Genomic DNA, 15,109 nt, shown 5'->3' on the forward strand with positions numbered 1-15,109 from the left:
TATTTATTACTCTGGAAGTTTAGCACTTTAAAATTTTGGAGCGTGGCCCCGTTGATTTATAATGAATAATAGAGATATAGACTGAAAAATATGTCTTTAAGGTAACAATAAATATACTTTTTTAGACTATTGAGCTAGCCTTAGAAATTCTTTGTTTTCAAATTTCAATACCCGTTAAGAAGCTTTCATGTTTGAGCGCCGTCAGAAGCGAGTTTGAAAGATTTAGGGTATTGAAATTTGAAAACATTAGAATTTCTTGGCGTATTGCGAGTAGTCTAAGAAAATATATTTATTGTAGACTTAAAGACAGATTTTTCTTTTAGCAATGGTATCTACAATTATTGCTATAGCTCCATCGCCTGTAACATTAGTAGCTGTTCCAAAACTATCTTGTGCAGCATGAAGGGCAATCATAAGTCCCTGCTGAGCTAAGTTAAACATAAGCATATCTTGAAGAAGTCCCAAAGATGCCATAACTCCTCCACCTGGTATTCCAGGTGCCGCTACCATAGTTACCCCTAGCATTAATATAAATGGGAACATAACGCTAAAAGTTGGAATAACACCATTCATAATCATAACTCCCATAGATGCTAATACTAAAGTTATTGTATCACCCGCTAAATGTATAGTGGCACATAGTGGAATGACAAAATCATTTATACCCTCTGAAATATTATTCTTCCTTGCACTTTCCAAAGTTATAGGTATAGTTGCTGCTGATGATTGAGTTCCTAAAGCAGTAAAGTATGCTGGCATCATATTCTTAATAGACTTAAAAGGTTTTTTTCCACTTACCATCCATGCCACACTATACTGTACCAGTAAATAAGCTATTTGAAGTAAAAATAAAATAATATATACTGATGAAAATGCCTTTAATGTTCTGAATATATCCCCGGAAATAGTCAATTTAACAAATATGCCTATAATGTACACTGGTACAAAAGGTATTAATATATTTTTAACTACTAAAGATACTATATCTTGAAAATCCTTTGCACCTTGAAGTAATGTCTTTCCTTTTATTTTTGACATTCCAACCCCAAGCATAAAAGCCATTACAAGTGCTGTCATTACTCCCATAACAGGATCTATCTTTAATGAAAAATAGGGTTTTATATCTACTCCTGATTTTTTAGTTATTTCTCCTGCCTTCAATACCTTCGGTAATATAGACATTCCTACAAAATATGAAACTGTGCCCGCTATTACAGTTGAAATGTATGCAATAGCAGCAGTCAACGCTAATAGTTTTCCTGATTCTTTTCCCAAATCAGCAATTCCTGGTGCCACAAAAGCTATTATTATACAAGGAATTATAAATCCTAAAAAAGCCCCAAATAATTCACTAAATGTAACAAAAGCTCTAGGTATAGCGTAATTGCCCACCTTCAATGATACTGACCCGATAATAATTCCTAAAATGATTCCTAATATAAGTCTTGGTAATAAACCTATCTTTTTCATCTGTTAGCCCCCTTCTATTTACGTATGAATTTTTTAGCTAAATTTCATCAAATCTTAAAACAGCCTACTATTGCCTCCCTTTTCTATTTTGTATGTATCTAACATACATTTGTGTTTTATAAATTAAAAAATATGTTAACACCTTTTTTAAAGCCTGTCAACATATTTCTTTAACACATTTTCTTTAATCTCTTTAATTTCTTTAATACATTTTCTTTAATTTTTTCATAATATTAAATTATGCACTTATAATTTTGCTATGATTCTTCCTAGTTTATGTATTTTTAAATATTTCTTGAGCTATTTTAACGGATTCTCTAGCATCTTTTGCATAGTAATTAGCACCTATGTTTTTTGCGTAATCTGAATTTAAAACCGCACCACCTACAAAAACCTCTACATCTAATCCATTGTCTTTCAAGGCTTTAATAGTTTCTTCCATACTCTTTACAGTAGTGGTCATCAAAGCACTTAAGCCTACTAATTTTGTACCTCTTGCTTTTGCCTCTTCCACCACTTTTTTAACTGGTACATCTTTTCCTAAATCAATTACTTTAAATCCATAGTTTTCTAGAAGCAATTTAACTATGTTTTTACCTATATCGTGAATATCTCCCTGCACTGTTGCTAGTATTATTTCACCTTTGTAGACCTCTTGCTTTCCCTGCTCTTTAATACTCTTTTTTATTACGTTAAAGGCACCTTTAACTGTTTCTGCTGATTGAATAAGTTGAGGTAAAAATATCTCTCCTTCTTCATACTTTTTGCCTACTTCATCTAATGCGGGTATTAAATATCCCTCTATAATTTCTAAAGAATTTCTAAACTTTAAAAGCTCCCTTGTAGCATTTACAGTTTCTTCTTTTAAACCAGCTATAACCATATGCTTTAAACTTTTATCCTCTACCTGACTTTGTGGCTTGTACTTCTCTTTATATGTAATTATTCTTTCTACATAGTCTCCTCCTCCAATATCATCTCCAGCAATAACTCTATAAGCATATACAGTGTTCATAGCCTCTCTATCCATGGGATTTATTATCACTGCATCAACTCCCATAGCTAATGCCATAGATAGATATGTTCTATCTAAAAGTCTTCTATTAGGGAGTCCAAAAGATATATTGGTTATTCCTAGCAAAGTTTTAACTCTCAATCTTTCTTTTACTAATCTAACAGTTTTTAAAGTTTCTATGGCTTCTTTCTGTTGCGCTGATACTGTAAGTACCAATGAATCTATTAATATATTTTCCTTAGGAATACCATACTCTTGAGCCTTATTTACTATTCTTTCTGCTATATCAAATCTCTCTTCTGCAGTAGAAGGTACTCCATTTTCATCCAAAGTTAACCCTATTACGCAAGCACCGTATTTCTTAACTATAGGGAATATTTTTTCCATGACTTCTTTTCTGCCATTTACAGAATTTATAATTGGCTTACCATTATATACTCTAACTGCCGCCTCAATAACCTGGCTGTCTGAACTATCAATTTGAAGAGGTGTATTTATAATTGCTTGGATTTCTTTTATTGCCTTTACCATAATTTCTTTTTCATCTATCCCAGGCAAACCTAAATTTATATCTATAAAATCTACACCACTGTCCTTTTGCTTAACCACCTGATTAAGTAGAAAATCTATATCCCCATTTTCTAATGCTTCTTTGAAATCTTTTTTACCTGTAGGATTTATTCTGTCACTTGCCACCTTAGCTCCTTCATCTATTATAATTGTCTTAGAGGAGCTACACAAAGTAGTGATTTTGGGCGTATTATTTTCAACCACTTTCATGCCTTTAATGAGTTTCACCGTCTCTTCTATATACCTTTCATCTGTTCCACAGCATCCCCCTAAAATACTTGCCCCCATCTGTGCTATATTCTTCATGCTTATTGCAAATTCCTCTGGCCCTAAACTATAAGTTAGCTTTCCATCTTGAATATGCGGAAGTCCTGCATTAGGCTGAACCATAATAGGCAAATGGGCATACTTACAAATCTCTCTAATTATATTTTTAATTTCCGTAGGACCAAAGGAGCAATTAACCCCAAGGGCATCCACTCCTAAGCTTTCCAGTATGGTCACCATAGTCAGAGGATCCGTGCCACTTAAAGTTCTTCCATCTTCCCCAAAGGTCATGGTACATACTATAGGTAAATCTGTGTTTTCCTTGGCAGCTAATACTGCCGCCTTAGCCTCATATACATCTGACATGGTCTCAATTAATATAAGGTCGCATCCAGCTTTATAACCTACTACTATTTGCCTTTTAAATATATTGTAAGCTTCCTCAAAACTCAAAATTCCCATAGGTTCTAAAAGCTGTCCAATAGGCCCCACGTCAAGAGCTACATATTTGCCATCACCAGATTTTTTAGCAATGTTTACTGCACTTTCAATTATCTCTTCTACGGTAAAATTAGTATCCTTTAACTTATATTCATTAGCGCCAAAGGTATTAGTGGTAATTATATCTGCTCCTGCTTTTATATATTTTTGATGTATTTCAGTAATTTTATTTGGGTGAAGTATGTTATAAGTTTCTGGAATCTCTCCTGCCAACAAACCGCTTTTTTGCAGCATAGTGCCCATGGCACCATCAAAAAATAAAATTTCTTTGCCTAATCTCTCTCTAATGATCACAATAGCCCTCATCCTTTCTGTATGCACAACTTTTATAATTACTACAATTTTTACAGTGTCCTTTTTTATTAAATTCTTTATCTCCAATTCCTATTAATGCAGTCACCGATTTTCTCGGCATAAGAATAAAGTTATCAGTACAGGTAAGACCTATCTTATAAGCCCCTAAAACTCTAAGTATATCCTTTTGAATTTCTATATTAAAGTCACCATATCCAGGGCTATACCTATGGGTAATAAATAGACCTTGTTTCTGTGCAAAACTCTTAATATTGCCCTCTACCTTATCACATAGAATCTCTACTGCTGCTGTAGCGCAGGCATCTAATACTGTAGCTTTAGTAAGATTAACTCTTTCATTATACCTTATGATTTTTTCTATGACCCCTCCTATAGTAACTGCCATAACAGTACAGCGTTTAGCATTACATAGGTGACTTTGGATATTTCCTCCCTTTAATACAATATTTGTACCCTCCAGCTCCATACCCTCTTCTTTTTTTATTATTGGAAATACATTATACAAAAAATGCTCCTGAACAGCTTTTTCTGTTTCCTCTATACAGTCATCTATAAGCTTATCCATATTCTTATCTATATATTGTCCCCTATAACCTAAATATCTAAGCACTTCTTTTTTATCTATTGCCATAAAGACCACTACTTCCCAATTAATTCTCTTCTTAGCCAATCTAGTGATTTGATAACAGCCGCTTCTCTTATCTTTTGCCTATTACCATTTAAATTCAACTCCTTGGTTTTCACTTTTCCATTTATATAAAGACCTAAATAAACTAAGCCCACTGGCCTTTTCTCTGTTCCTCCCCCTGGTCCAGCTATTCCTGTAGTAGATAATCCTATATTTGTTCCTGCCTCCTTGGCTATACCTTCAGCCATTTCTGCTGCAGTTTCAGCACTAACTGCATCATATACGTCTAGAGTTTCTTTTCTAACACCTAATCTTTTGATTTTCGCTTCATTACTATATGTTACTGCACCTTCTAAGAATACAGAAGATATCCCAGGATAATTTATTAACTTCCCTGATAAAAGGCCTCCAGTACAAGATTCTGCCGTAGATATAGTTAAATTATTTTTAATTAAAATTTTAGCCACCTCATCTTCTATAGTGGTATTTCCTTCACCATATACATTTATACCTAACCTATCCCTTAAAAGCTTCTCTAAGGGTTCTATAATTTTCTTAGCTTCTTCTTCCTTGTTAGCTTTGGCGGTTATCCTAAAGGTTACCTCTCCATCCTTAGCATAAGGAGCCACTGTAGGATTAGTTTGATTATCTAAAATATCTTGTATCATCTCTACTGCTCTGCTTTCTCCTAAACCTATTACTCTTAATACTTTTGAGTACAAAACTCCTGAAGTATATTTTTTAATATAAGGCACAAAAGATTCTTCAAACATAGGAACAAGTTCCTTTGGTGGTCCTGGAAAAACTGCTACTATTTTATTTTTATGTTCTAATATGCAGCCTGGCGCAGTGCCGTTGTTATTAGTCATTATAATAGCATCCTCTGGAAAATACGCCTGCTTTTTATTGCTTTCTGGCATATACCTACGAGATTTATTGAAATATCCTCCTATTCTGTCCAATGACTCCTTATGAATTACAGCTTTTTTGTTTAAAAATTCAAATACTGTTTCCTTGGTAAGATCATCTTTAGTAGGTCCAAGTCCCCCAGTAGTTATAACTAAATCCGCTCTTGTAAAGGCCAATTCCAAGGCTTTTTTTAATCTACCTGGATTGTCCCCAACTACCCCTTGAAAAAATACCTCTATACCTAAATCTGCTAGCCTTTTAGATACATACTGTGCATCTGTATTAATTATATCTCCTAGTAATATCTCCGTTCCTACAGCTAAAATCTCTGCTTTCATATTTATTCCTTCTTTCTATAATGTCTCGTATATACCCATACAAGAATTTTATTTATATATTCAATCCCTTATTATAAGTATAACATTTTATTCAATGTTGTTTTTACAAAATATTGAAACATATTATTAATCAAATGTCTTCTATATCACTGTCCTCACATATGCTTTTCTGAATGTTTTGTTATTTTTTTATTTCTTATTATAAATAAAAATTAAGGTACATAAAAAGAAATAACAAGTCAAAGATGCTAGTATATTTTGCGTCAGACAAGGAAGCAGGTTCCGCCTTTGGTAGGACTATCCGCGGGTTCTGCTGACGCAGTATGATGCAAAATAGACTAGCATGCTGACTTATTATTTATTTGAATGTGCCTTAAATCATATTGCTTATAATTTTAGCTAAGGTATCAACAAAATTGAAATCTTCAAAGCCAAACTCTTTAGTTCTAACAGAAGCCGATAGGTATAAAACAGCGTTAATATTGTCGTTTTTAATCAGTGGTACTACAACTATTGAGTGCCAATCTGGTGACCCAGTTATTGTATCTTTTTGTATTACATTATCCCAGTCAATAGCATATATACCGTGTTTCTTTTTCACTACTGACTTTATCATATCATCATTTAAATTAATATTCTTATTCCACTGTTCTTCAAAAGCTTTTCTTGAAAAACTTTCCGTTATGCTCTCATCTTTTATCTTTAACAATGTTCCATACTGAGCTTCAGTTATTTCAATTATTCTACCTAAACTTTTATATATTTTTTCTTCTAAACTCATATTTTGATTTAATAGTTCTATTAGTTCTACCATAACTAACACGTTTCTATTGTTTTGCACTTCATTTCCAGTTATTATACCTGTGAGTTTATTTGTTACTTTGACTTTATTTATTATATCCTCTTGCCAAATTCTACATTGGTTTCTTCCTCTTTCTTTGGCTACATAAAGAGCCTGGTCTACCTTTTCTATCAACTGTTGTTTCCATTGCCCATGCTCTGGATATGCAACTATACCCATGCTTACTGTAATATTATCTTTATCTCCTAAAATATGAGCCTGCTCAATTTTTTGTCTTAGTTTTTCAGCAACTTCTTTAGCATCCTCTATACTAATATTTTTAAGCAAAATAATAAATTCTTCACCGCCATACCTACCACATATATCAGTACTTCTTATATTATTTTTTACTATACTACATACCTGTTTGAGTACTTCATCACCTGTTTGATGTCCATATTTATCATTTATATTCTTAAAATAATCTAAATCAAACATAATCATAGAGAATATTCCTTTATTTTCTGCTGCCATATCTAAATTTTTTTCTATCTCTTCTTCTAAATATTTTCTTGTCAAAGTTGAAGTTAATTTATCATATGCAGCTATTTTATTTAATTTATATTTTTCTATAATTAAGCCAATTAAACCATTTAGTAAAGTACAATTTTTTAGGGATTTAATATTAAAATTATTTAATGCTCTATCTGAATTTACATAAACATATGCCATTATATTATTGTCATATACTTCATTGTCTCTACCTTCAAAACCTCTACGATTCTCCAATTGAAGAATTACAGGAATACATATACATGCTTTTATATTCTTTAAATTTTCAATGTCGTTGGTTTTATATTTATCAATATTAGAAACCAGTACTATATCTTTATTTATCTTACATAAATTTAAAATATTTATATCTTCTTGTGTTAGAAATTTATCATTTCCACTGTATATAATTTTTTCAAATCCATTGTTTTTTTCCTCAATTATATAGGCATTTGTCCCCATTGTAACATAAAGCATATATTGGAGTATTAACTTTAAGTTGTCCATTTCATTTGAAGTCAACTTTTTTAGAACGGATTTTATGTCGTGTACTTGATTATGATATAGTGAGCTATAGAAATTTTTAACAGACTTTACAAAGTGTTTATTATCCATTATATTCTTGTAGTTTATAAAACTTAATACATCCTGTATTTCTTTTATATCTATTTCTTTTATGTCTATTTCTTTTATGTCTATTTCTTTTGTATTTATTTTATTTGAAGCCTTAGAATTTCCATAATAGTATTCTTTTATATATTTCAATGTGCCTACGATTTCTTTTATATTATAAAAACTTATAAAAGTCTTTTTGTACTTTTCTGGCAACTGTTTTATTATATCCATTAATACTTCGCAGCATTCAAAATAATATACAAATGAATTAAAATAATCTTCTTTTTTAAAATAATAGCTTCCTATATCACTACAAACTCTACTTTCTAATTTTTTATTTCCTTCTTTTTTAGCAAAATCTAAAACACTACTTAAGGCTTTTAATTGATTGTTCTCGCTATATAAAGCCTCTAAATAATTTATATACATTTTTAAATAATTTATTTCCCTATTATCTGAAAGCTCTATGATCTCTTTTAATATTTCTTTTCCTTCACTATACCTGCCCCTGTCATATAAAAAGCTTGCTACTTTACACAACCACTGAATTTTTACATTACTATTATTAACCTTGAATAATAGTTCTTTCATATCATTTACTATTTGTGTTATTCCGTCTTCCTCACTTTTAATTAGTTCTATATATTTTAATAAAAATTGACTATTAATTTGAACTAATGGTTCCTCTTTATCTATGGAGTTTACTACCCTTTTTAAAAATTTTTTAGAACTTTCCAAATCACCAAATTCCAGAGCCAGTTCACCAAAAGCACTATAATACTCCAAAATGTCTTTATCGTTTATATGGTACTTGTCCAATTCTTTTCTCGACAAATTACAATACTCATAAGCTTTTTGATAGTTCCCTATCTTAAGATGTATTTTGGCTTGAAATACATAAGAATAAAATACATTAGCTTCTAAATCATATTTTTTAGCCTTTTCTTCAACTCTTTGAAAATATCTTAAAGCAGCATAATAGTCCTGCTGATAAAAATACCCTTCCCCTAAATTGTTAATAGCAATTATTTCACTAATTATTAAATTGTTTTTTCTGCTTATTTCAATAATTTCATTATAAACTCTAGAAGCTCTTTCAGTATCTTGATAAAAATCACCATATATAACGCCCTTATTATTAAGTGCTATTACTAAACCTTCTGGTTTATTTAGCTTTGTAAATACTTCTATGCTATTATCTAATGCTTCATCTGCCTTTACTGGCTCGCTATTTACTATGAATATAAATGAAAGCATATTATAAAAAGGCCCTTTATTTGCTTCAAACTCACCTAGGCAAAGTTTAATAGATTGATTACATATGTCTTCTGCTTCCTTGTATCTTCCTTGCACATTATACAATCTAGCTTGCATTAGTCTGTAATCTAGATAATTCCCTAAATCCTGTTCCTTATTAGCTATTTTAGCTGCTTGATTTACACATACTTCCATAAGATCTATTTCATTTTTCTCAGAATATATAGCAGCTTTTTTATTTAAACTATATGTTTCATATTTTAGGGCATTTAATTTTTTACTCTCTTGTTGTAATATGTTCAAGTATTTTATAGCTTCATTAAACTCTCCTATATGCTTATTTAGTTCTGCTATCTCCATAATTATTTTTAAGTTGTTCAAATTTAAACTTTTTTTATCTAAAGCCTTCATCGCGTTTTTTAGATTTTTTATAGCCTCCACATAGTTATTGTATTTTTTCATTTTGCTAGCATTTTCAAGACAGTAGTCTATAACCTTCTCATTTTGATGAGATTTTTGAAGATGATATATAAGTTCCTCTATATAATTTTCATATCCTTCTATATACTGCTTTTCCACAAACTCTGCTGCCAACTTATGCTTACTTTGTTGTTCTTTTTCTGTTATTCTTCCATATACTAAATCTTTAAATAGCTTATTATAAAAATCATATACAAAACCTTGATCGCCTATTTTTTTACATAAAATTCCTTTATCCAAAATAATCTCTATTCGTTTTTTAACTTCATCTTTTTCATAGCCACTCATAAATATTATATTTTCTATGGAAATTGGATTTAGAAAGATAGATATAATAGACAAAATATCATAACTTATGTCATCTATGTCTTCAATTTGATTTATCAATATTTGATTTATGTCGGAAGGAATAGGGATATCGCTATACTCATAATCCGTACTCCAATATCCAGTTTCTTTGTTTACATATATTATTCCACTATAATAAAAGTTTTTAATTACTTCCTCTATAAACAATGGATTTCCATAACTTTTATTATAAATTAAACGAGAAAAATACTTAGGTATATCATGCATGCCTAAAATACTTTTTATCATTTCTCCTGTTTTTTCTTCATCTAGTCCATTTAAAAGAATATTCCTAGCATTTTCCTTGAATTTTATATTTTCTATAAATTGAAGAGTATTTTTGTTTAGTACATGCTGACCGTCACAATATGATAATATAATTAATATACTTTTATTTTTCACTTGCCTTTTGCATAGATAATCTAGGATTTCAATTGAAAAATTATCTGCTAAGTGAATATCATCTATAATTATTATCATTGATTTATACTTAGTAAAATCATTTATAAACCCATTAATTCTATTTAATAGCTTTAGCCTTTCTTTAGGAATATCTAAGCTTTCGTCATGAAGTATATTTTTGCTATAGTGATTATCTGATATAAATTTTACTAAATCCTCTTCATATTTCTCTAAAACTTCATGCTCACACTCAGCTACTATTTGCCTTAATATATCTTTAAAAGGTTGATTCTCTCTATTATTCAAAGCAAAACTATAATATACATTAGCTTTATTATATGTAAGTAAGTTTTTTATGCTATTTAAAAACTTAGTCTTACCTATACCTGTATCCCCATGAATTAATAGTAGCTTGTCCTTAGAATTGTCTGGCAATATCTCTGCATACTGCTTAACTACTAAACTTACTTCTTCATTTCTACCTATTAATTTAGTATTTAAATTCAGCTTCTTTACATCCTCTATGTTTTCAAGCTTATAGTCTACATCTAACATATAATTTATATCCTTGATTATATCCCTTACGGAATCATACTGGACTTTATTTAGTGTACATTTTTTTATTATTATTTGGACTTTATCTAAAAAGAACTTAGATAAATCTCTTTTAACCTCAATACCTTCCTTTTTAAAAATGCTAGCTGTAAAATGCCCATATTGTTCTATGCATAAATAAAACAGTATTTTACCTAGAGCTTCTATATCACATCTTATATTCTTATCGCTACTCTTTTGATGCTTTCTATTTTTCCTATTATAATAATTTCCCGCACCATTAACTGCTTCTAATTTTACAGTTGGAACATCTTTAAGTTTTACATCATCTATTCCTTCATTGTCTACAACACATATATTACTAAAATTTAATTCTCCATAAGTGAATCCTTTTAAGTGCATATAATCTATGCCTTGACACAATTTAATAAACAAGTCTAGCATTTCTTTTTCACCATATAAATTACTTATGAGCGCCTTAAATCTTTTATTATCATCATAATACTCATTGGTAAAAAAGTATTTTATATCCCCTAATCTTTTGTTATCAATTAAATTTATAATTCCAAAATCGTATACTTTATTTATTCTAGGGCAATCCACATTTGTCCATACTATAAAATCTTCTATATAGTAATCAATTAATGACTTAGGAACCCTTTCGTAATTAATTATATTTAGCATAACTTTCTTTTGTAAAGTTAGATCATAAACTAAATATGAAGAAGCTACCTTATTCTGTTTTATAAATTTCAAAACCCTATACCTATTATTTATAATTTCCATTAAAACACTTCCCCAATGTAAAATGATTATAACTTTAATATACCACATAATTTTGAAATTATTAACATTTTTTTAAAACTTATTTTTAAAATTTTAACATCTTTTTATTTATTCATAGCAAAATAATATTTTTTATTATTATGATTATCCCACAATAAGTATTACATTGCTTGAATTATGAAATTTCTCTGGAATGACTTGCATAAGAAGCGAAGGAACTATTTAAATTTAATTTTAGAAATTCTTCTTTTAGACAGATAAAATTATCGTAAGCCTGGCAAGGACGCCAGGCTAGCGAACCTGAGGCAGGACGCTGAATGTGAGCGTTAGATAATTTTATATGGCTAAAAGATTAGAATTTCTTAAATTAAATTTATTGTTCCTAGCTCTTATGCAAATCATGGAGGAGAAATTTCATAATTCCATTACATTCTACCTTATTGTGGGTTAATCATTATTATAAAAAAAACTGATGGATCGCTTTCCATCAGAATATATCATAAATCTCTATGTAAACATAGTAACAGATAAATTTTTATATTGGTATCCCTTATGCTTTACAAACGAATTATTATTTGCTAACCTCTTAGCCTCTTCTACATCTTTTGCCTTAAAAACAAAACAACCACTATTTTTGTTATATACCCCGCCACCTATTAAATACTTTCCATTCAGGTTTTTACCATTTAAACAATTTATTTTAGCATCAGAATGTTTAGCACTTGTTTCTTTTTCTCCTGTGTCATAGGAAATCTTAACAAAATAATTATCTTTACCCAATTTAAATACCCCCCATGCAAAACTGATTTGCTAATACCATTGTATCGAACATTCGTTCGCAAGTCAATAGAAAAAAAGATTACCTTGAAACTTTTTTTATTTTCAAAATAATCCTTTATGTTGTCTATACCATATATGGCCACTCCGATACTATTTTAAATATAATCTATTTAGGCACATTCAAATAAATAATAAATCAATATGCTAGTTTATTTTCCGTCATACTGCGTCATCAGGACCCGCCGATAACATTGCGACAGAACCTGATTCCTTGTCTGACACAAAATATACTAGCACATTTGACTTGTTATTTCTTTTCATATACCTTAGGTTTATACTTTAAAATTCTCATAGAATTAAATATAGCAATAAGTGCCACTCCCACATCTGCAAAAACTGCTTCCCACATATTTGCTATACCTAATGCTCCCATTAATAATACTGCAAATTTTACGCCCAATGCAAAAATTATATTTTGCATTACTATCTTTCTTGTAAACTTAGATATATCTATTGCAGTAACTACTTTGGATGGTTCATCTGTCATAAGAACTATATCTGCAGCCTCAATTGCAGCATCAGAACCTAATCCTCCCATAGCTATTCCTATATCTGCTCTTGTTAAAACTGGTGCGTCATTTACTCCATCTCCTACAAAAGCAATCCTTCTATTTTTTCCAAGGTTACTCTGTTCTTTTTCAAATATATCCACTTTATCTCCAGGTAAAAGTTCACTATAAACCTTGTCTAAATTTAACTCTCGTCCTATACCTTCCCCTACAGTTTTATTATCACCAGTAAGCATAATTGTATTTTTTACACCTATATTCTTAAGTCTTCTTAAAGCCTCTTTAGAGTCCTTTTTTAATTTATCTGATATTACTATATATCCTAAAAATTCACCCTCTGCTGCTACATAAACTACAGTGCCTAATTCTCTAGCTTCTTTAACAACTATGTTTTGCCACTTCATTAATTTATCATTACCCGCAAGCACTCTTTTACCCATTACATCTACTTTAATTCCCTTACCAGATACTTCCTCATAATTACTAATTACATCCTTATATATTTCTTTACCATAATATTTTCTAATAGAACTAGCAATGGGATGATTAGAGTAAGCCTCTGCATAAGCTACATATTTAACCAACTCATCTTCACTTATACCAGTATTAGGAACCACACTAGTAACTTGAAATACACCTTCTGTCAAGGTGCCTGTCTTATCAAATACTAAAGTTTCTACACTATTTAAAGCTTCTAAGTAGTTACCACCTTTTACTAATATTCCATTTTTTGATGCATTTCCTATACCTGCAAAGAATCCAAGAGGTACGGAAATTACTAGTGCACAAGGGCAGGACACCACAAGGAAAATTAAAGCTCTTTTTAACCAATATGCAAACTCAGCTCCCGGTACCACTATTGGTGGTATCACTGCTAAGGCTAAAGCACTAAACACTACTATGGGTGTGTAATATCTAGCAAATTTTGTTATAAATTGTTCTGTTTGAGCCTTTTTAGCACCTGCATTTTCTACTAAATCTAGTATCTTTGATACAGCAGATTCAGAAAACCTCTTAGTTACTTTAATAGTCAACACACCATTCATATTTATAAAACCACTTAAAATTTCATCTCCCACACTAACACTTCTTGGCAATGATTCACCTGTTAAATTAGATGTATTTACCATGGATTCACCTTCTAAAACGACTCCATCTAAAGGTACTTTTTCTCCAGGCTTAACTAATATAACATCCTCAATTTTTACTTCCTCAGGTGATACTTCTTTATACTCATTTTCTACCTTTATCCTAGCTACTTCTGGCCTAATATTCATAAGGTCTGCTATAGATTTTCTAGACTTATTAACTGCTCTATCTTGGAATGCCTCTCCAACTTTATAAAACAGCATTACAAACACAGCCTCTGGAAAATCTCCTATAGAAAAGGCTCCTACTGTTGCTATAAACATTAAGAAATTTTCATCAAATATTTCTCCTTTGAAAATATTTCTTAAAGCTCTTAAAGCTACATCGCCGCCTATAAGTATATAGCTACCTAGATACATAATTAACTCTACATAATTAGAAAATTTAAAAATGGATACAATTATAAATATTATTGTTCCTGCCACGACCATTAACACATTATTTTTATCTAATCCCTCCTGTCCATGGGCATGAGTATGGGAATGAGAATGTTTATGACCATGGTTATGATCACTGCTAATTTCTTTATCTACTGGCTTTTGAACGTTTTTTTCTTCAACCACCACATGTGGTTCAATACTATTAACTATTTCTTTTACTTTTTTTTCTACATGGTTAATTTTATTTTCCTCTTTTAAATCTATAATTAAAGTTGAAGTACTAAAATTAAGTACTGCTTGTTCTACTTCTTCTAATGAATTTACTTTTCTTTCTATTTTGGCCGCACATCCAGCACATCCTAAACCCTTAAGTATATATTGTTTATTTAATTTGCATTGTTTATCCTTGCCCATAGGTTTTCCCCCCTATTCCTTATATTTT

The 15,109-nt window shown here is 30.5% G+C and carries 7 protein-coding genes; all 7 read right to left on the reverse strand.

What is annotated here, in order from left to right; all coding sequences use genetic code 11:
* Positions 1-300: 300 nt before the first annotated feature.
* Positions 301-1,470: a dicarboxylate/amino acid:cation symporter gene (locus CC89_RS13605; protein WP_035292961.1), complete on the reverse strand. Its 1,170-nt coding sequence runs from the start codon at positions 1,468-1,470 to the stop codon at positions 301-303.
* A gap of 274 nt (positions 1,471-1,744) precedes the next feature.
* Positions 1,745-4,129: a homocysteine S-methyltransferase family protein gene (locus CC89_RS13610; RefSeq protein ID WP_035293643.1), complete on the reverse strand. Its 2,385-nt coding sequence runs from the start codon at positions 4,127-4,129 to the stop codon at positions 1,745-1,747.
* Positions 4,107-4,808 carry a vitamin B12 dependent-methionine synthase activation domain-containing protein gene (locus tag CC89_RS13615; protein WP_286161355.1) on the reverse strand — a complete coding sequence of 234 codons (702 nt, stop codon included), beginning with the start codon at positions 4,806-4,808 and terminating at the stop codon, positions 4,107-4,109. The genes CC89_RS13610 and CC89_RS13615 overlap by 23 nt, the downstream gene beginning before the upstream one ends.
* Positions 4,778-6,013, reverse strand: coding sequence for a competence/damage-inducible protein A (locus tag CC89_RS13620; protein ID WP_035292966.1), 1,236 nt, complete (start codon positions 6,011-6,013; stop codon positions 4,778-4,780). The genes CC89_RS13615 and CC89_RS13620 overlap by 31 nt, the downstream gene beginning before the upstream one ends.
* 373 nt (positions 6,014-6,386) lie before the next feature.
* Positions 6,387-11,789, reverse strand: a complete 5,403-nt coding sequence (locus tag CC89_RS13625; RefSeq protein WP_035292968.1) for a diguanylate cyclase — start codon at positions 11,787-11,789, stop codon at positions 6,387-6,389.
* 507 nt (positions 11,790-12,296) lie between these two features.
* Positions 12,297-12,569, reverse strand: coding sequence for a hypothetical protein (locus CC89_RS13630; RefSeq protein WP_035292971.1), 273 nt, complete (start codon positions 12,567-12,569; stop codon positions 12,297-12,299).
* A gap of 307 nt (positions 12,570-12,876) precedes the next feature.
* On the reverse strand, positions 12,877-15,081 hold the full coding sequence (locus CC89_RS13635; protein WP_035292974.1) for a heavy metal translocating P-type ATPase: 2,205 nt from the start codon (positions 15,079-15,081) through the stop codon (positions 12,877-12,879).
* Positions 15,082-15,109: the final 28 nt, after the last annotated feature.

It is taken from the genome of Clostridium sp. KNHs214 (assembly GCF_000744935.1).
Lineage (GTDB): Bacteria > Bacillota > Clostridia > Clostridiales > Clostridiaceae > Haloimpatiens.

What these genes read in the sequence shown, in the direction of transcription:
- CC89_RS13605 (WP_035292961.1), bottom strand. Translation starts at nt 1,470, where the DNA reads ATGAAAAAGATAGGTTTATTACCAAGACTTATATTAGGAATCATTTTA.
- CC89_RS13610 (WP_035293643.1), bottom strand. Translation starts at nt 4,129, where the DNA reads ATGAGGGCTATTGTGATCATTAGAGAGAGATTAGGCAAAGAAATTTTA.
- CC89_RS13620 (WP_035292966.1), bottom strand. Translation starts at nt 6,013, where the DNA reads ATGAAAGCAGAGATTTTAGCTGTAGGAACGGAGATATTACTAGGAGAT.
- CC89_RS13625 (WP_035292968.1), bottom strand. Translation starts at nt 11,789, where the DNA reads ATGGAAATTATAAATAATAGGTATAGGGTTTTGAAATTTATAAAACAG.
- CC89_RS13635 (WP_035292974.1), bottom strand. Translation starts at nt 15,081, where the DNA reads ATGGGCAAGGATAAACAATGCAAATTAAATAAACAATATATACTTAAG.